This is a genomic window from Arthrobacter sp. zg-Y877, assembly GCF_030373105.1.
Taxonomy (GTDB): Bacteria; Actinomycetota; Actinomycetes; order Actinomycetales; family Micrococcaceae; genus Arthrobacter_B.
This window is the reverse complement of the sequence record NZ_JAUCPU010000001.1, coordinates 341,737-368,254: the sequence shown is the minus strand read 5'-3', so window position 1 is coordinate 368,254 and position 26,518 is coordinate 341,737. Positions and strand designations below refer to the sequence as shown.

23 protein-coding genes and 1 riboswitch are annotated in these 26,518 nt (G+C 66.7%); of the genes, 8 read left to right on the top strand and 15 right to left on the bottom strand.

The genetic code is table 11. From position 1 onward, the window contains the following. Window positions 1–7 precede the first annotated feature (7 nt). Window positions 8–847 (top strand): SDR family oxidoreductase, encoded by an 840-nt coding sequence (locus QNO03_RS01735; protein WP_229948136.1) that lies wholly within the window; start codon window positions 8–10, stop codon window positions 845–847. Window positions 848–927: 80 nt separating this feature from the next. On the opposite strand, the gene QNO03_RS01730 is transcribed toward QNO03_RS01735, so the two are convergent. Beyond that, a complete protein-coding gene (locus QNO03_RS01730; protein ID WP_289601558.1) occupies window positions 928–1,710 on the bottom strand; it encodes a lysophospholipid acyltransferase family protein in 783 nt (260 codons plus the stop codon). A 204-nt stretch (window positions 1,711–1,914) separates the two neighbouring features. Here QNO03_RS01730 and QNO03_RS01725 point away from each other — a divergent pair, with 204 nt between their 5' ends. Further along, window positions 1,915–2,865, top strand: a complete 951-nt coding sequence (locus tag QNO03_RS01725; RefSeq protein WP_289602040.1) for an alpha/beta fold hydrolase — start codon at window positions 1,915–1,917, stop codon at window positions 2,863–2,865. On the opposite strand, the gene QNO03_RS01720 is transcribed toward QNO03_RS01725, so the two are convergent. Next, complete coding sequence (locus tag QNO03_RS01720; RefSeq protein WP_289601557.1) at window positions 2,825–3,589, bottom strand: glycosyltransferase family 2 protein; 765 nt, start codon at window positions 3,587–3,589, stop codon at window positions 2,825–2,827. The genes QNO03_RS01725 and QNO03_RS01720 overlap by 41 nt on opposite strands. A gap of 223 nt (window positions 3,590–3,812) precedes the next feature. Between QNO03_RS01720 and QNO03_RS01715 the strand changes: the two genes are divergently transcribed. Next, complete coding sequence (locus tag QNO03_RS01715; RefSeq protein ID WP_289601555.1) at window positions 3,813–4,865, top strand: YeeE/YedE family protein; 1,053 nt, start codon at window positions 3,813–3,815, stop codon at window positions 4,863–4,865. 49 nt (window positions 4,866–4,914) lie between these two features. Beyond that, a complete protein-coding gene (locus QNO03_RS01710) occupies window positions 4,915–5,142 on the top strand; it encodes a sulfurtransferase TusA family protein (RefSeq protein WP_289601554.1) in 228 nt (75 codons plus the stop codon). Between the two features lie 42 nt (window positions 5,143–5,184). Here QNO03_RS01710 and ligD read toward each other — a convergent pair whose 3' ends face one another. Both ligD and QNO03_RS01700 read right to left on the bottom strand, forming a co-directional pair. Continuing rightward, window positions 5,185–6,207, bottom strand: a complete 1,023-nt coding sequence (ligD, locus tag QNO03_RS01705; protein WP_289601552.1) for a non-homologous end-joining DNA ligase — start codon at window positions 6,205–6,207, stop codon at window positions 5,185–5,187. Window positions 6,208–6,254: 47 nt separating this feature from the next. Next, window positions 6,255–7,475 carry an MFS transporter gene (locus QNO03_RS01700; RefSeq protein WP_289601551.1) on the bottom strand — a complete coding sequence of 407 codons (1,221 nt, stop codon included), beginning with the start codon at window positions 7,473–7,475 and terminating at the stop codon, window positions 6,255–6,257. Between the two features lie 321 nt (window positions 7,476–7,796). Beyond that, window positions 7,797–7,944, top strand: a riboswitch (cyclic di-AMP (ydaO/yuaA leader). A 4-nt stretch (window positions 7,945–7,948) separates the two neighbouring features. On the opposite strand from QNO03_RS01700, the gene QNO03_RS01695 reads away from it, so the two are divergent. Continuing rightward, a complete protein-coding gene (locus QNO03_RS01695) occupies window positions 7,949–8,797 on the top strand; it encodes a LysM peptidoglycan-binding domain-containing protein (protein ID WP_289601549.1) in 849 nt (282 codons plus the stop codon). Between the two features lie 125 nt (window positions 8,798–8,922). On the opposite strand, the gene QNO03_RS01690 is transcribed toward QNO03_RS01695, so the two are convergent. From QNO03_RS01690 to QNO03_RS01665, 6 genes are all read right to left on the bottom strand, one after another. Then, window positions 8,923–9,597, bottom strand: a complete 675-nt coding sequence (locus QNO03_RS01690; protein ID WP_289601547.1) for a response regulator — start codon at window positions 9,595–9,597, stop codon at window positions 8,923–8,925. Then, a complete protein-coding gene (locus tag QNO03_RS01685; RefSeq protein WP_289601546.1) occupies window positions 9,594–12,128 on the bottom strand; it encodes an ATP-binding protein in 2,535 nt (844 codons plus the stop codon). The genes QNO03_RS01690 and QNO03_RS01685 overlap by 4 nt, the downstream gene beginning before the upstream one ends. Window positions 12,129–12,131: 3 nt before the next feature. Further along, window positions 12,132–12,740, bottom strand: coding sequence for a potassium-transporting ATPase subunit KdpC (kdpC, locus tag QNO03_RS01680; protein ID WP_289601545.1), 609 nt, complete (start codon window positions 12,738–12,740; stop codon window positions 12,132–12,134). A 66-nt stretch (window positions 12,741–12,806) separates the two neighbouring features. Beyond that, on the bottom strand, window positions 12,807–14,963 hold the full coding sequence (gene kdpB, locus QNO03_RS01675; RefSeq protein WP_289601544.1) for a potassium-transporting ATPase subunit KdpB: 2,157 nt from the start codon (window positions 14,961–14,963) through the stop codon (window positions 12,807–12,809). 2 nt (window positions 14,964–14,965) lie between these two features. Further along, window positions 14,966–16,627 (bottom strand): potassium-transporting ATPase subunit KdpA, encoded by a 1,662-nt coding sequence (kdpA, locus tag QNO03_RS01670; RefSeq protein ID WP_289601542.1) that lies wholly within the window; start codon window positions 16,625–16,627, stop codon window positions 14,966–14,968. Window positions 16,628–16,712: 85 nt separating this feature from the next. Continuing rightward, on the bottom strand, window positions 16,713–16,862 hold the full coding sequence (locus tag QNO03_RS01665; protein WP_229948110.1) for a hypothetical protein: 150 nt from the start codon (window positions 16,860–16,862) through the stop codon (window positions 16,713–16,715). Between the two features lie 135 nt (window positions 16,863–16,997). On the opposite strand from QNO03_RS01665, the gene QNO03_RS01660 reads away from it, so the two are divergent. Together QNO03_RS01660 and QNO03_RS01655 are read left to right on the top strand one after the other, a co-directional pair. Then, complete coding sequence (locus QNO03_RS01660) at window positions 16,998–17,717, top strand: TetR/AcrR family transcriptional regulator (protein WP_289601541.1); 720 nt, start codon at window positions 16,998–17,000, stop codon at window positions 17,715–17,717. After that, window positions 17,701–18,450, top strand: coding sequence for an SDR family NAD(P)-dependent oxidoreductase (locus QNO03_RS01655; RefSeq protein ID WP_289601540.1), 750 nt, complete (start codon window positions 17,701–17,703; stop codon window positions 18,448–18,450). The genes QNO03_RS01660 and QNO03_RS01655 overlap by 17 nt, the downstream gene beginning before the upstream one ends. Here the strand turns inward: QNO03_RS01655 and QNO03_RS01650 are convergent. The 5 genes from QNO03_RS01650 to QNO03_RS01630 all read right to left on the bottom strand — a co-directional run bounded on the left by QNO03_RS01650 (window position 18,447) and on the right by QNO03_RS01630 (window position 25,181). After that, entirely contained in the window at window positions 18,447–19,802 is a 1,356-nt protein-coding gene (locus QNO03_RS01650) for an alpha-amylase family glycosyl hydrolase (protein WP_289601538.1), read from the bottom strand. The two genes, QNO03_RS01655 and QNO03_RS01650, sit on opposite strands and share 4 nt — an antisense overlap. A gap of 147 nt (window positions 19,803–19,949) precedes the next feature. After that, complete coding sequence (locus tag QNO03_RS01645; protein WP_289601536.1) at window positions 19,950–22,040, bottom strand: transglycosylase domain-containing protein; 2,091 nt, start codon at window positions 22,038–22,040, stop codon at window positions 19,950–19,952. Window positions 22,041–22,227: 187 nt separating this feature from the next. Further along, on the bottom strand, window positions 22,228–22,755 hold the full coding sequence (locus QNO03_RS01640) for an ester cyclase (RefSeq protein WP_289601535.1): 528 nt from the start codon (window positions 22,753–22,755) through the stop codon (window positions 22,228–22,230). Between the two features lie 283 nt (window positions 22,756–23,038). After that, a complete protein-coding gene (locus QNO03_RS01635; protein WP_229948089.1) occupies window positions 23,039–24,670 on the bottom strand; it encodes a ribonuclease J in 1,632 nt (543 codons plus the stop codon). Between the two features lie 277 nt (window positions 24,671–24,947). Continuing rightward, on the bottom strand, window positions 24,948–25,181 hold the full coding sequence (locus tag QNO03_RS01630; protein WP_289601534.1) for a zinc-ribbon domain-containing protein: 234 nt from the start codon (window positions 25,179–25,181) through the stop codon (window positions 24,948–24,950). Between the two features lie 96 nt (window positions 25,182–25,277). On the opposite strand from QNO03_RS01630, the gene QNO03_RS01625 reads away from it, so the two are divergent. Next, window positions 25,278–26,243: a glycosyltransferase family 2 protein gene (locus tag QNO03_RS01625; RefSeq protein WP_289601533.1), complete on the top strand. Its 966-nt coding sequence runs from the start codon at window positions 25,278–25,280 to the stop codon at window positions 26,241–26,243. Window positions 26,244–26,518: the final 275 nt, after the last annotated feature.

The window sequence follows — 26,518 nt, the reverse complement described above, 5'->3', positions numbered from 1 at the left end:
GAATCCAATGACCCAGCCGGAACAGCAGCAGGAAGTCCCCGGAACCCAGGCAGCCATGACACCGGTTCCCGACTGCGGCGAAGAGACCTACCGCGGCAGTGGCAAGCTCCAGGGCAAGACCGCGGTAATCACCGGCGGTGACAGCGGCATCGGGCGCGCCGTAGCCATTGCCTACGCGAGGGAAGGCGCCGACGTCGTAATCTCCTACCTGAGTGAGGACGGGGACGCGCGTGACACGGCACGCCTGGTGGAAGATGCCGGCCGCAAAGCCGTCCTGGTCCGGGGCGACCTGGACACCGCCGGGCAGTGCCGGAAGGTCATCAGCACCGCCGTCGAAGAGTTCGGCAAGGTGGACATCCTGATCCACAACGCCGCATTCCAGATGGACCGCGAAACGATCGAGGAGATCCCGGACGAGGAGTGGGAGTACACCTTCAAGGTGAACATCAACGCAATGTTCTTCCTGGTGAAGGCCGCACTGCCGCACATGGCGTCCGGTTCCTCGATCATCGGCACCTCATCGGTGAACTCGGACATGCCGGTTCCCACCCTGGCGCCGTACTCGGCAACGAAGTCCGCCATCGCGAACTTCTCCGCCAGCCTGTCCCAGCTGCTGGGCGAGCGTGGTATCCGGGTCAACAGCGTTGCTCCCGGACCCATCTGGACACCGCTGATCCCGGCCACCATGCCTGCGGACAAGGTGGCTTCGTTCGGCACCGACACCCCGCTGGGCCGGCCGGGCCAGCCCGCCGAACTGGCACCGGCTTACGTACTGCTGGCCTCGGATGACGGCAGCTACATTTCCGGAGCCCGGATTGCCGTGACCGGCGGCAACCCGATCCTCTAACCCGGGTCCGTGACATGCCAACGGCAGCCGCACCTGCGGCTGCCGTTGGCTTTTCGTGCTTTCCTTCCGGTCGGGCCAGGCTAGCCCGTGATTTTGTACTTTTCGCGGTCCGCGGCGTCCAGGACCTGCTGCTCTTCAACGGTCATGGCAGCGCCGCCGCGGCTGCGCGGCATCCACCAGGCGCCCGGCTCCGGAGTGACCGGGTAGGTGTCGATGCAGTAGTCGATTCCCTCCTGCAGTTCCTCCTGCAGGCGCCGGGTCTCTTCCACCACGTCCGCATCTGCGTCCACCCGGATCATTTCCCCTACGTGCACACGCACCGGGTTTTTCCAGGCGGCCTTGGCGCTCAGGCCGTGCCCGCGGGTGAGCATGCGGTGGCCGCCCCAGACAGATACCGGGATGATCGGCACGCCAGCCTCTGCCGCCATGCGCACCGCGCCGGTCTTCAACTGCCGGACGGTGAAGCTCCGGCTGACGCCTGCCTCGGGCAGGACAGCCAGGTAATCGCCCCCACGCAGTTTCTCCACTGACTCCTTGTAGGCGGCTGCTCCATCGGCACGGTCCACGACGATGTGCTCGCACCAGTCGCAGACGGCCTTCACGAAGGTTTTCTTAGTGGCCTTCTTCGTCACCAGGAAGCGCATGTGGACCTTCAGCCTGCGCCACATCAGGAGCTCGGCGAACGCGAAGTCCAGGTAGCCAAAGTGCGTGATGGCAACCACTGCACCCTTGCCGGGAACCACGGTGCGGTTGAGGCCGCGGATCTCCTCGTCCGCCGGGAGGTTCCCGAGGCCGGAGGGAATCACCGGAACGCGGAAGAGGGCCCGGGCAGTGAGGCCCGTAAATACGATTCCTCGGTACACGAATTTGTTAGGGGAACGCTTTGCGGGCAACGTCGGCTCCTGAGTTTTGGGGGGATTCGGGGCAGGCAGGGAAATTCTACCGCGGCTGCGCACGGGCATAGGACGCACCGCTGCACCATGGAGTGACTTGGCCCGTCCGGGCACCCGGAGCGGCGGGAACAGCAGACGCCGCCCGTTTTGACGGCTATCTTTTGAGCCATGGTGATGCGCGGCAGGTTTGCGGGCAGGGGGTCTCCCGGCAGGCTGCCTGCCGGACCCGTGCCGGCCGTGGACTCCGCCGTGGACCCCGCCGCCGCCCGCGATGCGGAACTGGGCGACGTCGACTGGTCCACACTCCCTGCCGGGTCCGTCCGGAAGTGGTTCCAGGCGCCCAGCGGTCCCCTCGCTGCCGTGGGCATGGGAGACCCCGGCAACCCTGCGGTGGTGCTTGTGCCGGGAGCCATGGGATCGAAGGAGGATTTTTCGCTGATGCTGCCGGAACTCGCGGCGGCAGGGTATTTCGTCTTCAGCTTCGACCTCGCCGGCCAGTACGAATCCGCCGGCGCCGGGCCCGAAAACCTCCGGCCGCCGCGGCGCAGGTATGACTACGATCTGTTCACGGCCGACCTGGTCTCGGTACTGTCCGCGTACGGCCCGGCCCATGTGGTCGGTTACTCATTTGCCGGCGTCGTTGCCCAGCTTGCCCTGCTGCAGCGGCCGGAACTGTTCCGCAGCATCACGCTCCTGGGCTGCCCACCGCGGGGCGGGCAGAGTTTCCGCGGCGTGCGCCGGATTGGCTGGGCCGCACCCCTGGTGGGCGACCGGATCAGTGCCGACCTGATCGTCTGGGGCGTGCAGCGCAACTTCATCGGGGCCCCGCCCGGGCGGATGGGATTCGTTTCCCACCGGTTCACCCTCACCCGGAAAGACGCGGTCCGCGACATGGTGGGGCTCATGCGTCATGCGCCGGACCTGCGCGCTGCACTGGGACAGGCCACCGTGCCCAAGTTCGTTGCCGTGGGTGAGCATGACGTCTGGCCGCTGCGCCTGCACCGCGAATTCGCGGACAGCATTGGGGCGGTCTTTGCCGCCTATGGCAGCGGACACAGCCCCAGCGAGGAATCCCCTTACCAGTTCACGCGTGATCTCCTGCGCCTGTACGGTTCCGCTGCCTGAAGCTGCGTTTCCGTTCCCTTCGGCGCCGGCACGGCGGCTCCTGCGCAAAGTCGATCCTGAACGTGGTGTACGCCATGGCCACCCTGCGTCCCAGCCCACGCCAGGTGTTAAAGGGCCGTGCGGATACCCCCACCCGCAGCCCGGGATCCCAGCAGACACCCATTCCGGGGCGGAGCTGGTAGCTGAGGTCCAGATCGTCATGGACACGTGGATCCCCGCGGTGCACCCGGCCGCTGAGGCGCTTCCACATGCTGCGGTGGAGACCGAAATTGGAACCGAACAGCGGCGGATGCCCCATCAGCAGGGTCATGGACCACCGGTAGCCGCCGATGTAGAGGGTCTCCGCTAACCACTTGATGACGGGGCCGGAGCCGTAGAACTCCCCCGGCCCGGTGACGGCCGTGTCCTCACCACAGGACTCCAGATCCGTTTCCAGCCGCTCCAGCCAGTCCGGCGGCGGCACCGAATCGGCGTCCAGCCGGGCCAGCCAGTTCCCACCGGCCTCGTCGAGACCGCGGAACGTGGCGGCGGCAACTCCCACCTCGGGCTCGTATACCCGCCGGACACCCGCCGCACGGCAGACGGACGCGGTCTCGTCGGTGCTGGCGTTGTCCACTACGAGTACTTCATCGGGAACCCGGGTCTGCACTGACAGTGCCCGGAGGCAGGCAGCGAGCATCACGGCGTCGTTATGGGCGGGGATCACCACTGAAATAGTCGACATCGCGTCCTGGCTGCCGGTTGTCCGTTGCCCTCCCATCCTGCCACCGGGTGACCCCCGGGGCCATGGGACGGGAACGGCCCGGCGTCCAACCGGCCGTCATGCGGCTTAACCCGCGGACATGCGGGGCCACATTCCTTGGGGGCCGGAAACCGCCCCGGCTAGCGTTGCTCAACTGCGGCACGTTGCCGCGGCATCTTTTCTTTTCTCTTGAGGAGCAGTATCAATGCTTATTTCAGGCCTGCTGGTCGGGCTGGCGCTGGGGTTCGTTATGCAGCGGGGCCGCTTCTGCGTCACCGGCGCCTTCCGGGACGTCTGGGTTACACGCAATACCCGCTGGCTGACCGCGTTCCTGGTAGTCGTGGCTGTGCAGAGCGTAGGGGTCTTTGCCCTCGACGCGGCCGGGGTTATTTCCCTCGAAGCCAACGCGTTCCCGTGGCTTGCCACCATTGTGGGCGGCTTCATTTTCGGCTTCGCCATTATCCTGGCCGGCGGCTGCGCCACCGGAACCTACTACCGGGCCGGCGAAGGCCTGGTCGGCAGCTGGCTCGCACTGATTTCCTACGCATTGTTCGCGGCAATCATGAAGACCGGTCCGCTGGCCGGCTTCAACACCGCAATGCGGTCCGTCACCGTGGAGCAGAGCAACTTCTACTCGGTGCTGGGGGTTTCGCCCTGGCTGCTGGTGGCGGTCCTCGTGGCTGCCGTTGCCCTGGCCGTCCGCCACCACCTGGCCAAGCCGAAGTTCGCCATGGCGTCCCTTCCGGCGTCGAAAACCGGCCTGGCGCACCTCCTGTTCGAAAAGCCGTGGAATGCCTTCGCGACCGCCGTCGTCATCGGCCTGATTGCCATCATTGCCTGGCCGCTGAGCTGGGCCACCGGGCGTGAAGACGGCCTGGGCATCACCACGCCGTCCTCGAAGCTGGTCGGCTACCTGGTGACCGGCGATGCGGAGCTCGTGGACTGGGGTGTGTACCTGGTCATCGGCATCCTGCTCGGGTCCTTCATCGCCGCCAAGGGCAGCGGCGAATTCCGGGTCCGGGTGCCCGACGCCGCCACGGCAGTGAAGAGCCTGGGCGGCGGCGCCCTGATGGGTATCGGCGCCGCACTGGCCGGCGGCTGCACCATCGGCAACGCCATGGTGCAGACCGCCCAGTTCACCTTCCAGGGCTGGACGGCGCTGATCTTCATGATCCTCGGCACCGGCGTCGCGGCGAAGCTGACCATCATGAACCGCCGTCCGGCGGCCGCCGCGCCGCGCATCCCCGCCGGCGTCTAGTCCCCTCCCCTTCCCCCCCCCACAAAAGATAGAAAAGGAAACACACCACATGGCACAGGTCACCCTGGAAACCAACGGTTCCGTCTGCCCCTTCCCGCTCGTGGAGGCCAAGCAGGCCATGACCACGCTCGCCACCGGCGATGAACTCGTGATCCACTTCGACTGCACCCAGGCGACGGATGCCATTCCGCGCTGGGCAGCGGAGAGCGGCTACCCGGTCACGGATTTCTCCAAGCGCGGTCCGGCGGAGTGGTCGATCACGGTCCAGAAGGCCTGACACTGCTGTAACCGCCGCACCGCCGCACCGCCGCAACCCGGCCTAGTCCTTGCGGCGGGCCCGGCTGGGCTGGACGCGGGGCGGCTCCCCCGGCATTTTCGGGTAGTCCGGCGGGAAGGGCAGCTCGCCGAGGCCGCTGGCCAGGTCCCGTTCCCACCAGCCGAGCAGGACGTCGATGGTTCCCGGCGCGGCGGACATGTCCGCCCACGGGTCCCCCACGGTGCGCAGCCGTTCCGGGACGGTGGCAATGGTGAAGTCGGCGGGGTGCACCCGTTCCAGTTCCTCCCAGGTGATGGGACAGGAAACGGGTGCATCCGGCAACGCGCGCGGGCTGTACGCGCCGGCCATGGTGCGGTCCCGGTTGGCCTGGTTGAAGTCCACGAACACCCGGGTGCCGCGTTCCTCCTTCCACCAGGCAGTGGTGACCTTGTCCGGCATCCGGCGTTCCACTTCCCGGGCCGCGGCAATCACCGCATGCCGGACATCCAGGAACTCGTACTCCGGCCGGATCGGCGCAAAGAGGTGGATGCCCCGGTTCCCCGATGTTTTGATGAAGGCGTCCAGTCCTGCCTCCGCCAGAATGGACCGCAGCTCCTGGGCCGGCCGGACGGCGTCGTCAAAATCCGTTCCCGGCTGCGGATCCAGGTCGATGCGCAGCTGGTCAGGGTTGTCGGTGTCTTCGGCCCGGGACGGCCAGGGATGGAACACCACCGTGTTCATCTGGGCCGCCCACACCGCCGCGGCTGGCTCATCCAGCACCACCTGCGGATGGGACCGGGCGCTGGGATATTTCACGGTGACTGAGCGCATCCAGTCCGGCATGCCGCGCGGAGGGTTCTTGGAAAAGAAGACCTCCCCGCCGACGCCTTCGGGGAAGCGCTCCAGTGAGACCGGGCGGCCGCCGTTGGCGCGGATGAAGGCCTCACCGACTTCGGCGAGGTAGCGGGCCAGGTCCAGTTTGGTGATTCCCGGTTCCGGCCAAATCACCCGGCCGGGGCTGGAGATGCGCACCTGCCGCTCTCCCTCCGGGCCGGGGACGGTCAGGGTGGTTTCCTCGCGTGCCATGGGTCTGCTTTCCCTCAACGGTGACGTGTGGGAAAGAGGCTACCGTGTCAGGCCGCGGGAACGCCTGCGGCCGGTTCCACCGCTGCACCGGGCCGGTAGTTTTTCCGGCCGTGCACCAGGTGATAGAGCCCGGTGGAAGCCAGTAGGACGGCGGCCAGCACCCAGTACATGCCGTGGAATCCGGTCAGCGGCAGGAGCAACCCCAGCAGGAGCGGGCCGAGCCCGACACCGGCGTCCATCAGGATGAAGAAGGTGGACGTGGCCAGACCGATCCGGGTCGGCGCTGCCATCGTGACGGCGATGGCCTGGGCACACGGCATCAGGGCGCCGAAGCCGAAGCCCACAAACACGCCGGCCAGTGCCAGCACCGTGTCGTTGGGTGCATAGGCGAGCAGAGCCATACCGGCGGCGAAGGACACGAGGGTCGGGTACACCACGGCGTTGTCGCCGTGCCGGTCCTGGAGGCGTCCCACAAACAGACGGGAGACCAGCACAACGACGGCGTAAACCACGAAGAACAGGCTGGCACCCAGCACCAGACCCTCGCTCTGCGCATAGGAGTTGAGGAAGGAAAGGATGCCAGCGTAGGCGGCACCGGCAATGAACATGACCGAGGCAATGGCCAGCGCGGCCGGGTCAATGATGTCCGTCAGGTGCATCCGCCACTTGGTGTTTTGCTCCTCGGGTGTGGGCGTGCGCTCGGGCAGGCGGAGCACCAGGGACAGGACCAGTGCGACGGCGGCGCAGCCGGCGGCGAACAGGAACAGGGCGCGGTAACTCACGGAGTCCACCAGCATCACGGCCAGGAACGGACCCACGGCGGTTGCCAAGGTGGTCGAGATCCCGAAATAACCGGTGCCTTCCCCGCGCCGGTTCACTGGTATTAATCCCATGACGGAGGCGGACAGGCTCGTGCTGGCCGCACCGAACGCGGCACCGTGCAGGATCCGGACCGTCAGCAGCAGGGCCAGGTTCGAGGCCGGGACGTACAGCAGCGACGCCACGACGAACACCGCGAGGCTGGCCACCAGCAGGCGGCGGCGGCCGACGAAGTCCAGGAACTTGCCGGCAAACACACGCGCCACCAGGGCGCCGAGGACGAAGGATCCGGACGCGAATCCGGCGGCTCCGTCAGAGGCGGAGAATTCCTTCACTGTGTAGAGCGCCATGGTGGTCATCAGCAGATAAAAGACCATCGAAATAAAGAGGTTGGTGATGATCGCCAGGACAAATCCCTTGGACCATAACTTCTGACCGCTGCCAGCCACTGCGTACTCCTGTTGCTCGGAACCCCGCCTCCAAGATTGGAAGGCTGCCTAACAACCTTACGCGCTTCCGCCCCCCACGGAAAATCGGATCCGGCCCAGACGAGGCCGGTCCGGAAAGCCCCGTGACCCACGGTGAAACAGTGCCCGGAGTGGCCTGCGTGGCGAAAAACTGCTAGCACACCGCGGCCCCGCACACACCCCCGCGAGAAGCTGATCACACAATGGTTATCCAACCGTAACTATCTTGTACGGTTATTCCCATGCCGCTTTCTGATGCGGCTCCCCCGGGCTTGTTACCTAGCTCTGCCGCTGGTCCGGGGTCCACAGAACGCACCACCACGGCAGGGGCGGGGGAACCATTTACGGGTTCCTTGTGAACCCTTGGGGTTAAGCCGACCGGATGATCCGGCGGCCGGGTGACTCCCATCCGAATCCGACAGCTCACCTCGCAGGTATCGGGAGAGGTTATTCAAATGACTTTCAACAAGACTCAGGGCCGTCACCGCGCCGAGAACACCAGCGCACGGACCACCATCGCACAGGCCGTTGCAGGCCGCGGCCGCACCTTCGGCAGCACCGCTGCTGTAGTTGTCGCCGGCTCCGGCATCATGCTGGGCATGGCCGCACCGGCTTCCGCCGGCGTTGTCGCCAACGACACCTACACCCCGGTGCAGGCCGCACCGGTTGCAGCAGCTCCGGTTGCAGCAGCTCCGGCCGCCGCTGCCGCCACCCACACCGTGGTCTCCGGTGACACGCTGGGCCAGATCTCCGCCGCTTACGGCGTAGGCCTGGATACCGTTCTTTCCCTGAACGGCCTCTCCCTGGCGTCCGTTATCTACCCGGGCGACGTTGTAACCCTGGCCGGCGAAGCCGCTCCGGCCGCCGCTGCTGCCCCCGCTGCAGCCTACGCACCGGCCGCAGCCGCTCCGGCTGCAGCATCGGCTGCCAACACCGGCGTGATCAGCACGCAGTCCGCTTCGATTACCCCGGCAGCCAGTGGCACCAACGCCATCATGCTCGCCTCGGCGCAGTCGCAGCTGGGCGCAGCCCAGGACTGCACCGTCCTGGTTGAGGTTGCCCTGCGCGCAGCCGGCCACTCCGTGGGTGACCTCGGTCCGGCACAGCTGGCAGCATACGGCACCCAGGTCTCCACCCCGGAGCCCGGTGACATCGCTTACTACGCCGACGGCGGCATGGGCCTGGCCCACATTGCCATCTACATCGGCAACGGCCAGGCCATCCACAGCGGCTGGAACGGCAGCGAGACCGTCGTTCAGTCCGCGAACGTCGGCTCCGGCCCCGTGTTCTACCGTGTTGCGTAAGGCTTCCTAGCCCCAACGCATGCCACAGTGAGCGTCCGACCCCTACCGGGGCCGGGCGCTCACTGCTTTAAGCCGGACCGGCCTGCGGTTCTGGCACCAGGCACATCACGGCTCATCACGGCTCATCACGGCACAAACCGGTACCCCATGCCGTGCTCGGTGAGCAGGTGCACCGGGGCAGCCGGGTCTTTCTCGAGTTTGCGCCGCAGCTGCCCGATGTAGAGGCGCAGATACCCGGAGTCGGTCGTGCCGGGCCCCCACACCTTGGTCAGCAGCGTCTGCTGGGTCACCAGCATCCCCGGATGGGCCAGCAGCTCGGACAGGAACCGCCATTCGGTGGGGGTCAAGCGGATATCCGAGCCGTCGTCGACCCGTGCAATGCGGTGCCCGGCAAGGTCCACGCGCACCGGGCCGAAGGTGATTTCGCTGGGTCCCGCTGCCGCCGGTGAGCGGCGGGACAGCGCCCTGATCCGGGCCAGCAGTTCCTCCGTCGAGAAGGGCTTGGTGACGTAGTCGTCCGCTCCGAGGTCGAGCGCCCGCACCTTGTCCGCCGGATCGATCCGGCCCGACACCACCAGGATGGGAACCGCACTCCAGCCGCGGACGGCCTCAATGACATCCATCCCGCTAAGCCCGGGCATACCCAGGTCCAGGACCAGCAGGTCCGGATGGGTGTCCACGGCCTTGCGGATGGCGGCGCTGCCGCTCTCCGCCGTCACCACCTCATACCCGTAGGCGCTCAGGGTGATCCGCAGCGCACGCAGGATCTGCACGTCGTCGTCGGCGATCAGGATCTTCATCCGGCCACCGCCGGGGACCGCTGTCCGCCCGCAGGGACACGGCGGTTGGCGGCCGGCAGCGAGAGGACCATGGTCAGTCCGCCGCCGGGTGTGTCTTCGGTATCCAGTGTTCCGCCCATTCCTTCCGTGAATCCCTTGGCCAAGGCCAGGCCCAGGCCCAGCCCGGTTGAGTTGTCGGTATCCCCCAGCCGCTGGAAGGGGACGAAAATCTCTCCCCGCCGCTGCTCCGGAACGCCGGGCCCCGAGTCTATGACGCGGATCTCCACCCTTCCGGCAAACTCGCTGACGCTCAATACGGATTTCGTTCCGGGCGGGCTGAAGCGCACCGCGTTGGCCAGGAGGTTGACCAGGACCCGCTGCAGCAGCACCGGATCGGCCAGGACCACCCGGGGCGACGTGGGAATTTCCAGTTCCACTTCCGCCGGTCCAAGTTCCAGTTCCTCCAACGCGGGCAGGACAGCATCGGCAACGTTCAGCGGCTCGAGGCTCACCCCCACGACACCGGCCTGGAGCCTGCTGACATCCAGCAGGCTGGTGACCAGTCCGGAAAGGGAAGCCAGCGATTCCTCGGCCGTGGCCAGCAGTTCGCTGCGGTCCTTTTCGGACCATGTGACGTCCGTTGCCCGCAGCCCGGTGACGGCGGCGGTTGCGGCGGTCAGCGGCCGGCGGAGGTCATGCCCGACGGCGGCCAGCAGGGCCGTGCGGACCTTGTCCGCCTCGGCCAGGGAACCGAGTCCCCTGGCGGTTTCGGTCAGGTCCCGGTGCTCCAGGGCTGCCTCCAGCTGGGCGGTGATGACGGCCAGCAGGCGCCGGTCGGAGGCGGCCAGTTCCCGCCCCCACAGTTCCAGGAAACACTGCTCCCCCACGGGCAGGCGGGTGAAGGCCGGGTCTTCGGGAGAGACCTCCGCAGGCCACTCGCCTTCGGAATACAGGTCCTTGCCGTCGCACCGCATGCGGGCGGCACTGACGTTGAAGGCCTCGCGCGTCCGACCCACCAGGGCGGCCAGGGCATCTTCGCCGCGGAGCACGCTGCCGGCCACCGATGCCAGCAGTTCGGATTCCGACGCCGACCGGCGGGCGGTGCGGGCGCGCCGGGCGGCGGCATCAACAACGTAACTGACAAGCATCGCGTTGACCACGTAGAGGCCAAGCGCCAGCATGTGCGACGGCGTGGCCACCGTCACCGTGTAGAGCGGCTGGATGAAGAAGAAGTCCAGGGTCAGGCCGGAGAGCAGTGCCGCGAACAATGCCGGCCAGATGCCGCCGACCAGTGCCACCAGGATGACCAGCAGCTGGTAGCTCAGCACGTCGCCGGTGATGGTTTCCGCGCTGCGGGCCGCAACCAGCGCCGCAGTGAGCAGCGGACCGCCCACCAGGGCGAAGGCAAAACCCAGCACCCGCCGGCGCACCGAGAGTGCGCTGCCGAAATGCGGGAGTACCAGGGTCCGGGCGGCAGCGGAGTGCGAGACCATATGCACGTCGATGTCCCCGGACTCCCGGATGACGGTGGCACCGATGCCTTGGCCCGAGAGCAGGGCGGCGATCCGGGGGCGTCGGCTGACTCCCACCACCAGCTGGGTGGCATTCACTCCGCGGGCAAACTCCACCAGTGCCTGCGGCACGTCGTTGCCCACCACCTGATGGAAGGTGCCGCCGAGTTTCTCCACCAGGATCCGCTGCGCGGCGAGCTCCCCCGGCTCGGGTCCGCGCAGCCCGTCGGCTCCGGACACATGGACGGCCAGGAGCTTGCCTCCCGCGGAGCGGGCGGCGATCCGTGCTCCGCGGCGCAGCAGCGTCCGGCCCTCGGGACCGCCGGTGAGCGCCACGACCACGCGCTCCCGGGCCTCCCACTTACTGCTGATGCCATGCTCGGCGCGGTAACGGTTCAGGGCCGAGTCCACCTCGTCGGCCAGCCAGAGCAGCGCGAGTTCGCGCAGGGCGGTCAGGTTCCCCAGCCGGAAGTAGTTGGACAGGGCGGCGTCCACCCGTTCGGCCGGGTAGATCACGCCGTCGGCCAGGCGTCCGCGCAGGGACTGCGGCGTGAGGTCCACCAGCTCCACTTGTTCGGCCCCGCGCAGGACGGCGTCAGGCACGGTTTCGGCCTGCAGGGTGCCGGTGATCTGCTCGATCACGTCATTGAGTGAGTCGATGTGCTGGATGTTCACGGTGGACAGGACGTTGATCCCGGCGTCGAGCAGGGCCTGCACGTCCTGCCACCGTTTTTCGTGTTTGAGTCCCGGCACGTTGGTATGGGCGAGCTCGTCCACCAGTGCGTATTCGGGTGCCCGGGCCAGCACCGCGTTCAAATCCAGTTCCTGGAGTTCCAGCCCGCGGTGCCGCAGGGTGGTGCGCGGGACGGTCTCCAAGCCATCGGCCATAGCGGCCGTCCCGGCGCGCCCGTGGGTTTCCACCAGTGCGACGACGACGTCGGATCCCTCATCCCGGAGGCGGCGTCCCTCTTCGAGCATGGCGTAGGTCTTCCCCACGCCGGGCGCCGCCCCCAGGAATACCCTCAGTTGTCCTCGCGTCATGGACTAAGTGTCCAGCTCGGCCAGCGAAATGTTCAAAAGCAACACGTTGACGGTGCTGTTCCCTAGGATTCCCGCCGACGGCGCCTGCGTGGCGTCGTCGACCAGGGCAGAAACCTGCGCCGGGTCCAGGCCTCGTTCGGCGGCCACCCGGTTCACCTGCAGCCGGGCATATTCCGGGCTGATGTGCGGGTCCAGTCCCGAGCCCGAGGTGGTCACGGCGTCGGCCGGGACATCCTCCGGGGCCACGCCTTCCAGCTCACCCACGGCGGCCCGGCGCTCCGCTATGGCGGCGGCCAGGTCCTCATTCAACGGACCCAGGTTGGAACCGCTGGATGCTCCGCCGTCGTAGCCGTCACCGGCCGCGGACGGGCGGGACTGGAACCACTGCGGCAGGGGCGCGCCGTCGGCGTCCGTGAAGGACTGCCCGATGAGCTTGGAGCCGACCTCGGTTCCGCCGCTGCTGACCATGGAGCCGTTGGCACGGCCGTGCAGTGCTGCCTGGCCGATTCCGGCCACTGCCAGCGGATACACCACGCCCAGGAGGAGCGTGAGCACCGCCAGGGCCCGGATCGAGACGCCAAGCTGGCGCATGCTGCTGCGGACGGGGTTCATTTCCTGCTCCTAGTGCTGGGGATGCTGCGTTCGATGAGGTTGAGGATCCGGATAGTGGCCGCCATGTCAGAACCCCGGAATAAGGCTGATCAGCAGGTCGATGAGCTTGATGCCGATGAACGGTGCAATCACACCGCCGACGCCGTAGATCAGCAGGTTCCGGCTGAGCACCGACGACGAGCCGGCGGCACGGTACTTCACGCCGCGCAGGGCCAGTGGAATCAGCACCACGATGATCAACGCGTTGAAGATCACCGCAGAGAGGATGGCCGACGCCGGCGAATGCAGCTGCATCAGGTTCAGCGCCGCCAGGCCCGGGAAGACGCCCACGAACATGGCCGGGATGATCGCGAAGTACTTGGCGATGTCGTTGGCAATCGAGAACGTGGTCAGCGCACCGCGGGTGATCAGCAGCTGCTTGCCGATGCCGACAATGTCGATCAGCTTGGTGGGATCCGAATCCAGGTCCACCATGTTGCCGGCTTCCTTGGCCGCGGAGGTGCCCGTGTTCATGGCCACGCCGACGTCGGCCTGGGCCAGCGCCGGGGCATCGTTCGTTCCGTCGCCCGTCATGGCCACCAGATGGCCACCGGCCTGCTCGCGGCGGATCAGGGCCATCTTGTCCTCCGGCGTGGCTTCGGCCAGGAAGTCGTCCACGCCTGCTTCGGCAGCGATGGCCTTGGCAGTGTAGGGGTTGTCGCCGGTGATCATGACAGTACGGATACCCATAGCGCGCAGCTGCGTGAAGCGCTCCTTCAGCCCCTCCTTGACCACGTCCTTGAGGTGGATGACCCCCAGGACCCGGGTGCCGCCGTCGGCGTCGCGGACCGCCACCAGCAGCGGGGTGCCGCCGCCGGTGGAGATTTTCTTCACCTGGTCCTCGACGGCGATCAGGACGTCGACGTCGATGCCGCCGGCTTCGGCGGTCCAGTCCAGGATGGCTGCTGAAGCTCCCTTGCGGATCTTCGCCCCGTCCGGGAAGTCCATGCCGCTCATCCGGGTCTGCGCCGTAAAGGGCACGCTGACCGAGCCGGCCGGGGGCTCCGGGCGGCAGCCCTCCGAAGCGGCCAGGTCCACGATGGACTTGCCCTCCGGAGTGGGGTCCCCGAAGGAGGACAGGACGGCAGCATCAATCAGGTCAGTGCTTTCCGTGCCGTTGATCGGGATGAATCCGGCGGCCTGGCGGTTGCCGTACGTTATGGTGCCCGTCTTATCCAGGAGCAGCGTGGTGACGTCGCCGGCGGCCTCGACGGCACGGCCGGACATGGCCAGCACGTTGCGCTGGACCAACCGGTCCATGCCGGCGATGCCGATAGCGGACAGCAGCGCACCGATGGTCGTCGGGATCAGGCAGACCAGCAGTGCCACCAGGACGGGGATGCTCACGGTGGCGGACGAGTAGCTGGCCAGCGGGTTCAGGGTCAGCACCACCACCACGAAGATCAGCGAGAGGGTGGCCAGCAGGATGTTCAGCGCGATCTCGTTGGGGGTCTTCTGCCGGGCGGCGCCTTCGACGAGCCGGATCATCCGGTCCACGAAGGTTTCACCCGGTTTGCTGGTGATCCGGACAACGATCCGGTCCGACAGGACACGGGTGCCGCCGGTGACGGCCGACCGGTCGCCGCCGGATTCGCGGACCACCGGAGCGGATTCGCCGGTGATCGCGGATTCGTCCACGGACGCAATGCCGTCGATGATGTCGCCGTCACCGGGAATGATCTGTCCGGCCTCAACCACCACGACGTCGTCCAGTGCCAGATCGGCTGAGGGTACTTCGCTCACGGTCGCTGCGAGGGCGGCGGAGTCCCGGCCTGCGTCATAGCCGTCCACCCGGTAGGCGGTGGTGGTGGCGCGGCTGTTGCGCAGACTGGCTGCCTGCGCCTTACCGCGGCCCTCAGCCACCGATTCGGCGAGGTTGGCAAAAATGACGGTGGCCCAGAGCCAGCCCGCAATCAGCCAGGAGAAGGCGCCCGGGACGGGGGTGCCGCCCGAGTCCTGGGGACCGCCGAGGAAGGGTTCCGCGATGGCGATCGCGGTGATCAGGACGGCACCCACTTCGACAATAAACATCACCGGGGTGCGGATCATCAGCCGCGGATCCATTTTCCGGAAGGCTCCGGGCAGGGCGGCGGCCAGCGAGCCGGCGGTGATACCGCGGGCGGCCGGGGCCGGAGCTGAAGCCGGAGCCTCGCTGGGTTCCAGGGGTTTGGTAAGTGTGGACATGGTTATTGCAGTCCTTCCGCCAGGGGACCCAGCGCGAGTACGGGAAAGAAGGTGAGGGCAGTCACGATGACTGTGACGCCGCACAGCAGCGTCACTGACTGGAGCCGGTGGGTCGGCAGGGTGCCGGCCGAGGCCGGGACCTTGCCCTGCTCGGCGAATGCTCCGGCCAGGGCGATCACGAAGACCATCGGCAGGAAGCGTCCCACGAGCATCGCCACGCCCAGTGCGGTGTTCAGCCACGGGGTGTTGGCCGTGAGTCCGGCGAAGGCGGACCCGTTGTTGTTCGCCGCGGAGGTGAAGGCGTAGAGGACCTCGCTGAAGCCGTGGAGTCCGGTGTTCAGGATGGAGGTGCCTTCGATGTCGGCCCGGATTCCCGGCACCGCGAAGCTCAGCGCGGTTCCCACCAGGACCAGGGTCGGCATGGTGAGGATGTAGAGGCTGGCGAGCTTGATTTCCTTCGGCCCGATCTTCTTGCCGAGGTACTCGGGCGTGCGTCCCACCAGGAGCCCGGCCACGAAGGCGGTGATGACTGCAAGGATCAGCATGCCGTAGAGGCCCGAACCGACACCGCCGGGCGCCACTTCGCCGAGCATCATGTTCAGCATTGCCATCATGCCGCCCAGTGGACTGAAGCTGTCATGCATGGCGTTCACCGCACCGGTGGACGTCAGCGTGCTGGTGGAGCCGAAGAGCGTCGAGGCGGCAATACCGTACCGCTGCTCCTTGCCCTCCATCGAACCTGCGGTCCCGTCTGCGGCACCGAACTCGAAGGCGGTCATGGCCGCGAGTGAAACGGTGAAGATACCGGCCATGGCGGCCAGGATGGCGTAGCCCTGCCGGCGGTCCCCCACCATGGTGCCGAAGGTCCGGGGCAGGCTGAACGGGATAACCAGCATCAGGAAGATTTCCACCAGGTTGGTCCACCCGCTGGGGTTTTCGAACGGGTGGGCGGAGTTGGCGTTGAAGAAGCCGCCGCCGTTGGTGCCCAGCAGCTTAATGGCTTCCTGCGAGGCCACCGGACCGCCGGGAACCGTGGAGGTTCCTCCGATCAGGGTGGTGACGGAGGTGAAGCCGTTGAAGTTCTGGATCACACCGCCGATCAGCAGCACCAAAGCAGCCAGGAAGGCACCCGGCAGCAGCAGCCGCAGGACACCGCGGGTCAGGTCGACCCAGAAGTTGCCGATGGTGGAGGAGTTACGGCCGGCCAGCCCGCGGACCAGGGCCACGGCCACGGCCAGGCCAACGGCTGCCGAAAGGAAGTTCTGCACTGCCAGTCCGGCCATCTGCACCGCGTAACCCATGGTCACTTCGGGCGAGTAGGACTGCCAGTTGGTGTTGGCGACGAAGGATGCCGCAGTGTTGAAGGACAGGGCTTCCGGCACGGCGGGGAGGCCGAGCGAGCCGGGCAGCAGGTGCTGGATCCGCTGCAGCAGGTAGAGCAGGAACATGCTGGCCCCGGAGAACACCAGGACGCCGCGCAGGTAGCTTTGCCAGACCTGGGCGGAGGAACCGTCCACCCCGATCAGGCGGTAGAAGCCGCGTTCCACGCGGAGGTGCTTCTCCGAGGAGTACAACCGGGCCATGTAGTCGCCAAGCGGGCGGTACACCAGGGCCAGCAGGACGACCAGGCTGATGACCTGGGCCGCCGTTACCCACCCGCCCATCAGAACCGCTCCGGCCGGGCAAGAGCTGCGAGGAGATAGAACACCGCGGCTACGCCGAGGCAGAGCGCAAGGACGTTGAAGAAGATCAAAGCTTTTCCACCGCCCCGGCCATCAGGACAAACGCGGCGAAGAGCGCCACGAAGCCAACCACAAAAATTACGTCGAGCACAGGAATTGCCCCCAGCTGGATCTTTCGTACCGCCGTCCGGCAGCACGGGCACACCTTGTGCCGCATTCGATTAGATGCCCTCGCCGAGGCCCCGAATGCCATCCTCACGCTTTCCTCACGTCCCGGCGGTAAACCCTTACGGAATGCCCATGCCTGCGTGGGTATACACTGTAAACTGCCTATCCGTCCGAAGGGACCGTCATGACCCGGAATACTCCGCTTCACCCGTCCGCCATCGCCGCCGCCGCGGTCCGCATCGCGGACACCGACGGCCTCGACGCCGTCTCCATGCGGCGGGTGGCTGGCGAATTCGGTGTTTCCGCAATGGCCCTCTACCGCCACGTCTCCGACCGGCGGGACCTGCTGCTGCTGATGGCTGACGCAGCCACTGCCGACCACGCGCTCCTGCCGGACCACGACCTCGGCTGGCAGGAGACATTGCAGCACTTCGCCGATGCCCAGTGGCGTGCCTTTTCCGCACATCCCTGGCTGCTGCGCATCGTCCTCACGCCGCGCCGCCTGGTGAACATGGCAACCCCCGCAGAGGTGGAGCTCGTGCTGTCCCGGCTGAAGGCCGCCGGGCTGGACGAGGAGCAGGGCTTCGACTGCCTGCTGGGAATCTCCGCGGCGGTGATCGGTACGGCATCCATCACCGCGGCAGCGAATCACGGGGCACCGGAACCGGAGGGGGCTGCGGCCGACGGAACACCGGGTCATGCCCTCTGGGGGGCCGACGGCGTGGCGGCCCACCCGCAGGCCGCCCGGTTCCAGGACCAGGGCATCAGCCGTACCACCTCACGCCGGTCCCTGGACTTCTTCGTCGCGAACTTCATTGCCGGCGTCGAACAGGGCCTCAACAAAGCTCCGGGCGCCCCAATCCGCCCGGTTTCACGGAAGGAAGAAAATGAAACTCAGCAATAAGACCGCCATCATCACCGGCGGGGCCGGCGGAATCGGCCAGGGCATTGTCCGGCGGTTCCTCGCAGAAGGCGCCAACGTCGCCGTGGTGGATATCGACCAGGCGCAGGGCGACAAGCTCCTGGCCGACCTCGAGGGCAAGGGCGGGGTCATTTTCATCGCCAAGGACATCTCGAAGCCGGAGAACGCCGAGGCCATCGTGGCCGAAACCGTGGAGCGTTTCGGCGGCCTGGACATCCTGGTCAACAACGCGCATGCCTCCAAGCAGGCACCCATCATGGAAACCACGCCGGAGATCTGGGACCTGTCCTTCAACACGGGCACCATGGCAACCTTCCACCTGATGCGCGCGGCGTATCCGGAACTGAAGAAGACCCGCGGCAGCATCATCAACTTCGGTTCAGGTGCCGGCATCAAGGGCCTGCCCAACCAGGTCGCCTACGCCGCGGCGAAGGAAGCCATCCGGGCCATCTCCCGCACCGCCGCCAACGAGTGGGCCGTGGACGGCATCCGCGTGAACGTGGTCTCGCCGGTCGCCCTCACGCCGGGCATCGTGCAGTGGAGCAAGGCCTTCCCGGAGGCTTACCAGGAAGTCGTTGACGGCGTTCCGCTGGGCCGCCTGGGCGATCCAGAAACGGACATTGCCCCGATCGTGGTCTTCCTGGCCAGCGAGGATTCGCAGTACCTGACCGGCCAGACCCTCATGGCCGACGGCGGCACCATCAAGCTGTACTAACCGGCAGCGGCGGCTGGGCCAAGAACGGCCCAGCCCAACGCCGGCAGCGTCAGCCGCCCGCCCTGGACGTCCAGCCCGCCCGCGCCGGACAGGACGTCCCGGGCGGCGGCCGGCACCTGCACGGTGACCGAAGTTTCGGCAAGATTCATTGCCACGAACAGCGAGTGGCCGCCGTCGTACACCTCATAGACCAGCTGCTCATTACTCAGCGAATGCACCCGGGTGCGGGCCGCATGCACCCAATGGTGCCGCCGCCGCAGCCCGATCAGTTCCTGATGCAGGGCGTAAAGGGGCTGCCCGACCGCCGAGAGTTCCTCCGGCGACGCGGGGAAGGACGGCCGGATATCGTCGTCTCCCCCGGCACGGTCCTCCTTGATCCCCCGGTAGCCCTGCTCATCGCCGTAATAGACCACCGGGGTGCCCGGCAGGGTGAACAGCAGCACCAGCGCATGGGCAAGCCGGCCCAGGTCCCCCAGTCGGCTGGCGATGCGGGTGACGTCATGGTTGCCGATGAACGTCAGCGGCACGAAGGTGTCCAGGAAGGTGTTGTGCCGCTCGAGCGCGGCGGACAGTTCGTAGAAATTCGCCTGCTGGAGCGAGCTCCAGACCGCCTTCCACAGTTCGTACTGGGTCACCGAGTCCAGATGCCCGGCACGCACGTCCGCCGGATAGTCTCCGTGGATGTACTCCCCCACGAAGTAGGCGTCGGGGAACTCGGAGCGGACGTTGTCCAGCACGGCGGCCCAGAACGGCGACGGCACTGCGTAGGCGGCGTCCAGGCGCCACCCGTCGGCTCCGCGGCGCAGCCAGTGCTTCATCACGTCAGCCACGACATCCGCCACGGCGGGGGTGTCATGGTTCAGCGCCACCAGGTGGTGGTGGCCCTCGAAGTCCGCGTACTCCGGCTCGGTGCCGGGCGTCCAGGCGTCCGGCCAGGAGAACCGAAACCAGTCCGCCGTCGGCGCGTCCGGTCCCTGCTCCAGCGCCTGCCGGAACGGCGCAAAGGAGCGGCCGGTGTGGTTGAAGACGCCGTCCAGGAGAACCCGGATGCCGCGGGCGTGGGCCTGCGCAATGAGTTCGTCGAAGTCGGCGTCGTCCCCGAGCCGCGGATCGATCCGGTAGTAGTCGGTGGTGTCATAGCCGTGGGTTTCAGAGGCAAACACCGGTCCGAGCGCGAGGCCGGAGGCACCCATTTCCACGAGGTAATCGAGCCACGGCACCAGCCGGGTCAATCCGTGGCGATCCATGGGTGTGCCGGGGAGTGGGTCTGGAAGCGCAGCCTTTTCCGCTCCGGCGAACCCCAGCGGGTAGACCTGCCACCACACCACGTGCTGGACCCAATCGGGTGTCATTGGATTCTTCCCTTCGCGCTGCGTCCTGGTCTCTCCCAGTCTGCCATCAGCACGCTTAGCGTCGTAAATCCCCGCTGACGCTAGTCCCGCCGGTACCCGCCCCTGTCCCGGAACGTGGAGACCATGGAGACCATGGAGGCCATGGCGCTAGAGCATGCGGTTCGGAACGGCGGGGAACGCCTTCGCGTCGTAGAGCTTGGCGACGGCGGCCATGTAGTCGGTCCACTGCGCACCGGCGATGGCGGAGCCGTCCACGTAGGAGCGGGTGACACCGTTAATCGACTGGTTGTTCAGGGAGGAGTAGGAGTTCCAGTTGCCTACCCACGAGGCCGTGGAGATGCCGGTGGTGTAGCCCACCGTCCAGGTCTGCTCGGACATGTCCGTGGTGCCGGTCTTCGCCGCAGCCGGCACACCGATGGGATGGATGCTGCCCGGTGAACCCTCCACCAGCTTCTGCAGCGGCTGCGTCACGGCGGCGGCCACGTCTGCGTCGATGGCCTGGGTGCATTCCCCACCGGGAACGTCATAGGCGTTGCCCCGGCCGTCCGTGACCTCCGTCAGTGCCGTCGGCTCGCAGTAGGTACCGCCGCTGGCGAAGGTGGCGTAGGCGGAAGCCATGGTCAGCGGAGCGACTTCCTGGCCGCCGAGCACAAAGGAGGGGCTGGTGACTTCCAGTGGTTCCCCGTCCACTGCCCGGTGGACGCCCATATCGGTGGCCGTGTCCCGGATGTCGCACAGGTCCAGCTGCGCGGCCTGTGCAACGGTGGCGGTGTTGACGGACTGGGTGAGGCCCTCCGCCACGGTCATTTTCTTCTCAAAGCCCTCGGAGGCGTTCTTGAATTTCCACTCGTCGAATTCGGCGTTGGCGCCGAGGCAGCTGGCTTTCCATTTGAAGCCGGCGGGGTAGGACGTCCGGGTGGCGTCGATGGTGTCGTTGAGGCCGCGGCCTGAGGCCAGCCAGGCCGCCGTCGTGAACGGCTTCATGGTGGACCCGGGCTGGAAGCCGTAGGGAGTGCCGCCCATGTCCGCGTCGACGTTGAAGTTCAGTTGGGTTTTGCCCTTGCCCAGTTCCGGGGTGTACTCCGTGTTTTGGGCCATGGCCAGGATCTTGCCGGTGCCCGGTTCCACGGAAACGATTGCGGAACCTGCCCCGGATGCGTCTCCCACCGGAACCTGGGCTTCGATTTGTTTCTGGGCCTGCGACTGCAGCCGCGAGTCGAGCGTGGTCCGGATGGTCAGGCCGCCCCGGGCCAGGAGCTTGGCGCGCTCTTCGACGTCGGCGCCGAAGGCCTCCGACTGCAGTACCGTCTGCTCCACGTAGCTGCAGAAGTACTGGGCCATCTCGGCTCCCGTGCACCCAGACGTTACGTTCTGCGGGTTCAGGTCCAGCCCGGTGGCCACGGCCTGGTCGTATTCGGCCTGGGTGAGCTTGCCGTTCTTCAGCATGGCCGCGAGGACGGTGTCCCTGCGGTCCTTCGTGCCTTCGGGGTTGGTGAAGGGGTTGTAGTGGCTGGGCGACTGCACCATGCCGGCCAGCATGGCTGACTGTGCCGGAGTCAGGTCTGCGGCGGTCACGCCGAAGAAGCTGTGTGCCGCGGCCTCCACGCCGTAGGTCTGTCCGCCGAAGAGGACAATATTCAGGTAGCCCTCAAGGATCTCTTCCTTGGTGTACTCCTTTTCCACGGCGACGGCGAGCTTGGCTTCGCGGAGCTTGTCCCCCAGGTCCTTGGTGCCGCTGATGGTCAGGTCGCTGCCGCCCTTGCCGTCGGCCATATCCCGGCTGATCAGCACGTTGTTCACGTACTGCATGGTCAGGGTGGAGGCGCCCTGCGTATCCGAACCGGCCGCGTTGGAGGCAACGGCGCGGGCGACACCCGTGAAGTCGATGCCGTTGTGCTCGAAGAAGCGGGCGTCCTCGATGGAGACAATGGCATCCTGCATGCTCTGCGACATTTCGTCCAGCTTCACCGGTACCCGGTTCTGCGAGTAGAACGTAGCCAGCAGCACACCGTCGGCGCTGTAGATCTTCGAGCCCTCGTCCAGGGGACCGGTTTCCAGCTCATCGGGCAGCTGGTCCAGTACGCCCACGGCCATGTCGGTTCCCGTGGCAGCCACGGCGGCCATGGGGATCAGGGTGCTGGCGGCAAGCACGCCGGCGAGCAGGCTGACGAGGAAGAACGCGACCAACCGTCCGGGCACGGAGAGTCGCTCGAAGAATGAGGGTTTGGGGGGGCGCATCCGATTAATTTAGCGACACTGCCTGTGAAGGGTCTTGACCGTAAAGAGCGCCGCGGGTATAAGCCCGGATCTATGCATGGCCCAGCGGTCCTGGAAATTCCGCGTCGTTGCAGGGATCTGCACGTGCTGCGGGTCTCCATGACGAGGTCTGCGGCGGGTCCGGCCCGCCCTGCAGCCGAGAACAAAATCACACCAAACCGGCACCCTTTGGGCTTACCCCGGGTAGGTCTCCGGGTTTCCCTCCGGGGGCGGCCAGGGGGTTGTCCACGGCGGCGGCCCCGGGGCGGAGCCGGGCCAGCACGCCTGTCTGCTGCAGCAGTGAGAACCGGTCCGGCACACCCCAGTGCTCGGTGATCCGCCCGTCAACCACCGTGGCAATATCCACTACGGTCAGCTCAACCGCCTTACCGCTCGGCGGGCCGAAAAACGGTCCCGTGTTGGTGCCCCGCCCGTAGAAGCGGACCCAGGCCGTGTTGCCCCGGGTGGCCCAGTCTTCGAGGTCGTAGTGCAGGTCCGGCATGGCTTCGTGGACCTGCGTGATGGCCTTCTTCACGTGGGCTATTGCCTCGGCTCCGCGGCCCTCGAGTCCAAACTGATGCTCAATCAGGTCCGGGGAGCACAACTCGTCCACTAGGTCCGTGTTCCCCCGGGCGAACCCCTCGAACAGGATCCGCCGCAGCACGTGCACTCCCTGGGGCAGGTCTTCTGCGTCCATGACGGGCTCCTCGCATCCGAGCGGCATTCCTTCCGACCATACGGCGGGGCCGCGCAGGGAAAAAGGCGTGAAGGGCAAACCAGTGCGGCGGCAGCGGCTGCGGTGGCGATTGAGGGGTCGGCTGCGGGGTCGGCTGCGGGGCCGCAAGCACCTGCCGGGACGAACAAAGGAGGGGCCGCCGTCGAACAAACGACGGCGGCCCCTCCTGTGTAGCTTTACTGCGGACTAGCTGTACATCGGACTAGCTGTACCGCTGGCCGGCTAGTACCGCAGCGACCGCGCTTTAGGCGTCGACAACAATGGCCGTGATGGCCGGGGTGCGGTTGTAGAAGCGGCGCATCCAGTTGGCGACGGCGCGCTCAATCACGTCTTCGAGCTCCTCGCCCTTCGGTCCGCGGCCGGTGGCGGCGTTGGCCAGGGCCTTCTCCACCGCTTCCTCCGCCTTGCGCAGGTCCTCGGACTTGACGGTGAAGCCCTTGGTGAAGAACTCAGCCGGCTCGGCGATGGTGCCGGTGTCGGCATCGACCAGGGCCAGCACCGTTACGGCGCCTTCCTCAGCCAGCTGCATGCGTTCCTTCAAGGTTTCCTCGGTGGTGTGGCCGACGCTGTCGCCATCCACGAAGACCAGGTCCACCTGGTGCTTGCCGGAGATCGTGGCACGGCCGCGGCGCAGGTCGACGGTCATGCCGTTTTCCGCGATGACCACGTCGCGGGGATCCATTCCGGTCGCCTCTGCGATGGCTCCGTTGGCCTTGAGGTGGCGCCATTCGCCGTGCACCGGCATCACGTTGCGCGGCTTGACGATGTTGTAGCAGTAGGCGAGTTCACCCGCGCTGGCGTGGCCGGAGACATGCACCTTGGCATTGCCCTTGTGCACCACGTTGGCGCCGATCTTGGTCAGGTTGTTGATGATGCCGTAGATGGCGTTCTCGTTACCCGGGATCAGCGAGCTGGCCATCAACACCGTGTCACCCTCGTGGATGCGGATCTGGTGGTCCTTGTTGGCCATGCGGGACAGGGCAGCCATGGGCTCGCCCTGCGAACCGGTGCAGATCAGCACCACCTTGTGGTCATCGGTGCGCTGCAGCGACTTGAAGTCCACCAGGATGCCCTTGGGGATGTTCAGGTAGCCCAGTTCCTCGGCGATGGTCATGTTGCGGATCATCGAGCGGCCCACGAAGGAGACCTTGCGGTTGTAGCGCGATGCCGCGTCGATGACCTGCTGGATGCGGTGGATGTGGCTGGCGAAGCTGGAAACGATGATGCGGCGCGGCGCGGTGCGGAACACCGTGTCGATGGCCGGGGCCAGTTCCTTTTCCGAGGCCATGAAGCCGGGAACCTCGGCGTTGGTGGAGTCGGTGAGGAACAGGTCCACGCCTTCCACGCCGAGCCGGGCGAAGCCGGTGAGGTCGGTGATGCGGCGGTCCAGCGGGAACTGGTCCATCTTGAAGTCGCCGGTGTGCAGCGCCATGCCGGCGGCCGTGCGGATGGCGATGGCCAGGCCGTCCGGGATGGAGTGGTTCACGGCAAGGAACTCAAGGTCGAAGCCGCCGATGGTGCGGCGGTCGCCTTCCTTGACCTGGATCAGCTTGGGCTTGATCCGGTGTTCCTTGAGCTTGGCTTCGATGAAGGCCAGGGTCAGCTTGGAGCCGACGATGGGGATGTCGGAGCGCTCGCGCAGCAGGTAGGGCACGCCGCCGATGTGGTCTTCGTGGCCGTGCGTCAGGACGACGGCGACGACGTCCTGCAGACGGTCGCGGATGGCGGTGAAGTCAGGCAGGATCAGGTTTACGCCCGGGTGTTCTTCTTCGGGGAAGAGCACGCCGCAGTCAACGATCAGCAGTTTGCCGTCGAATTCGAAAACGGTCATGTTCCTGCCGATTTCGCCAAGGCCGCCGAGGTTCATGACACGCATGGTTCCCTTGGCTAGTTCCCGGGGGGCTTTCAGGACGGCAGGTGTTCTATTCACGGATGATGGTTCTTTCGTTGGGGATCAATTACAAAGGTGGAACGGCAGCCGTACGGCGGCATTCCGGAAGTCTGTGGTGCGGCCAGAACAGGGCCGGCAGCTGTTGTGCTTCTTTCATTCTATTGACTTTTCCGGCGCGCCGGGGACACCGGGCTCTTCGGGAGAGTCTCGGACGGGTCCGGAAGGGGTTCCTGGGCCGCTTTCCAAGCAGGTCAGCGGTGCATTAGGCCCGCTGAAGGGCCACCTTCTGCGACCGGGAAATTCCGGTGCTTTGGCCGCAGTTGGAGCAGGTGAAGGCGTAGCGGCGGCTGGTTGTGAGCACGGGGATGAAGAACAGCGTCAGCCGGTTGGCCCGCTCCTCTACCTTCTGCTGGGCATAGGCGCCGCAGTACTGGCAGGTGGCGGGACGCGAAAAGAGAGTACGGAGCACGGTCTTGAATCCGATGAGGACGAACATCCAACCACTGTACGTCTCGGCGGAAGGCCGCGGCATGGGGACACGCGGGCTTTACTAAGCTTGCTTAGGACTGGGGGTGCTGGATACGTTTCGCGCATGGAATTCCGCCATCCGCAGCCCGGGTACCTGCTGCCGCTGAAGTGGACCGACGACGCCGGCCTCGAAGAGCTCGCGAAGTACCTGGAACAGCTGTGCGCACATCTGCCGGTCCTGGTGGTGGACGGCTCCGCCGAGGAACGGTACGCGGCACATGCGCAGGCCTTCCCAGCCGCCGTTCGCCACTGCCGGCCCCAACACCCCGAGTGCCGGAACGGCAAAGTCAGCGGCGTCCTCACCGGCGTCGACATGGCTGAGACAGAGGCCCTCATCATCGCGGACGACGATGTCCGGTATACGCTGCCGCAGCTGGAACGGATCCGCACCCTGTTGGGGGACGCCGACGTCGTCCGTCCACAGAACTACTTCCCCTCCCCCTTGCCGTGGCACGCGCGCTGGGACACCGGCCGGACCTTACTGAACCGTGCGTTCGGTGCGGACTACCCGGGCACGCTGGCGGTGCGGACTGCGGTGCTGCGGCGGACGGGCGGTTACAGCGGGGATGCATTATTCGAAAACCTTGAACTCCTGCGGACTGTCCGGGCTGCCGGTGGGTGCGAGGTGCGCGCTAATGACCTGTTCATTGCCCGGGTCCCCGCCTCTACGCGCCACTTTCTCCGTCAGCGGGTGCGCCAGGCCTACGACGATATGGCCCAGCCGCTGCGGTTGGCTGCCGAGTTGTCCCTGCTGCCCGCCCTGGTGTGGGGTGCGCGGAGGCCGCGGTGCCTGATTGTGCTCGCTGCTGCCGCTATGGGTACAGCGGAATACGGACGCAGGCGCGACGGCGGACGTCAGGTATTCGGGCCGACGTCGGCCCTGTGGGCCCCCCTGTGGCTGGTTGAACGGGCGTTGGGTGTCTGGGTTGCCGTTCACTGGCGGCTGCGCGGCGGGGTGCCGTATTCCGGTACGAGACTGAAGACTGCTGCACACTCGGTGCATTGGATCCGGCGGTCGCTAGGGGACTGACCGCAGGGCTGGTGTCCGCGAGCGCGTCCGGGTGGGGGTGGTGTCCGCGAGCGCCGCGAGGGTTGGGCTGGTGACCGCAGGGCTGAATCCGGGTGGGGCTGGGTCCGCGAGCGCCGTTCGGGTGGGGCCGGGTCCGCGAGCGCCGTCCGGGTGGGGCTGGTGTCCGCAGGGCTGGGCCGGGTGGGGCTGGGTCTGCGAGTGGCGCGAGGTTGGATGGATTCTCTGGTTTCCGTGCCCATACCGTCGACCACAGCCATGCCCCGTTCCCACGTAAA

What these genes read in the sequence shown, in the direction of transcription:
- QNO03_RS01735 (WP_229948136.1), top strand. Translation starts at nt 8, where the DNA reads ATGACCCAGCCGGAACAGCAGCAGGAAGTCCCCGGAACCCAGGCAGCC.
- QNO03_RS01725 (WP_289602040.1), top strand. Translation starts at nt 1,915, where the DNA reads ATGCGCGGCAGGTTTGCGGGCAGGGGGTCTCCCGGCAGGCTGCCTGCC.
- QNO03_RS01720 (WP_289601557.1), bottom strand. Translation starts at nt 3,589, where the DNA reads ATGTCGACTATTTCAGTGGTGATCCCCGCCCATAACGACGCCGTGATG.
- QNO03_RS01715 (WP_289601555.1), top strand. Translation starts at nt 3,813, where the DNA reads ATGCTTATTTCAGGCCTGCTGGTCGGGCTGGCGCTGGGGTTCGTTATG.
- QNO03_RS01710 (WP_289601554.1), top strand. Translation starts at nt 4,915, where the DNA reads ATGGCACAGGTCACCCTGGAAACCAACGGTTCCGTCTGCCCCTTCCCG.
- ligD (WP_289601552.1), bottom strand. Translation starts at nt 6,207, where the DNA reads ATGGCACGCGAGGAAACCACCCTGACCGTCCCCGGCCCGGAGGGAGAG.
- QNO03_RS01695 (WP_289601549.1), top strand. Translation starts at nt 7,949, where the DNA reads ATGACTTTCAACAAGACTCAGGGCCGTCACCGCGCCGAGAACACCAGC.
- QNO03_RS01690 (WP_289601547.1), bottom strand. Translation starts at nt 9,597, where the DNA reads ATGAAGATCCTGATCGCCGACGACGACGTGCAGATCCTGCGTGCGCTG.
- QNO03_RS01685 (WP_289601546.1), bottom strand. Translation starts at nt 12,128, where the DNA reads ATGACGCGAGGACAACTGAGGGTATTCCTGGGGGCGGCGCCCGGCGTG.
- kdpC (WP_289601545.1), bottom strand. Translation starts at nt 12,740, where the DNA reads ATGAACCCCGTCCGCAGCAGCATGCGCCAGCTTGGCGTCTCGATCCGG.
- kdpB (WP_289601544.1), bottom strand. Translation starts at nt 14,963, where the DNA reads ATGTCCACACTTACCAAACCCCTGGAACCCAGCGAGGCTCCGGCTTCA.
- kdpA (WP_289601542.1), bottom strand. Translation starts at nt 16,627, where the DNA reads ATGGGCGGGTGGGTAACGGCGGCCCAGGTCATCAGCCTGGTCGTCCTG.
- QNO03_RS01665 (WP_229948110.1), bottom strand. Translation starts at nt 16,862, where the DNA reads ATGCGGCACAAGGTGTGCCCGTGCTGCCGGACGGCGGTACGAAAGATC.
- QNO03_RS01660 (WP_289601541.1), top strand. Translation starts at nt 16,998, where the DNA reads ATGACCCGGAATACTCCGCTTCACCCGTCCGCCATCGCCGCCGCCGCG.
- QNO03_RS01655 (WP_289601540.1), top strand. Translation starts at nt 17,701, where the DNA reads ATGAAACTCAGCAATAAGACCGCCATCATCACCGGCGGGGCCGGCGGA.
- QNO03_RS01650 (WP_289601538.1), bottom strand. Translation starts at nt 19,802, where the DNA reads ATGACACCCGATTGGGTCCAGCACGTGGTGTGGTGGCAGGTCTACCCG.
- QNO03_RS01645 (WP_289601536.1), bottom strand. Translation starts at nt 22,040, where the DNA reads ATGCGCCCCCCCAAACCCTCATTCTTCGAGCGACTCTCCGTGCCCGGA.
- QNO03_RS01640 (WP_289601535.1), bottom strand. Translation starts at nt 22,755, where the DNA reads ATGGACGCAGAAGACCTGCCCCAGGGAGTGCACGTGCTGCGGCGGATC.
- QNO03_RS01635 (WP_229948089.1), bottom strand. Translation starts at nt 24,670, where the DNA reads ATGCGTGTCATGAACCTCGGCGGCCTTGGCGAAATCGGCAGGAACATG.
- QNO03_RS01630 (WP_289601534.1), bottom strand. Translation starts at nt 25,181, where the DNA reads ATGTTCGTCCTCATCGGATTCAAGACCGTGCTCCGTACTCTCTTTTCG.
- QNO03_RS01625 (WP_289601533.1), top strand. Translation starts at nt 25,278, where the DNA reads ATGGAATTCCGCCATCCGCAGCCCGGGTACCTGCTGCCGCTGAAGTGG.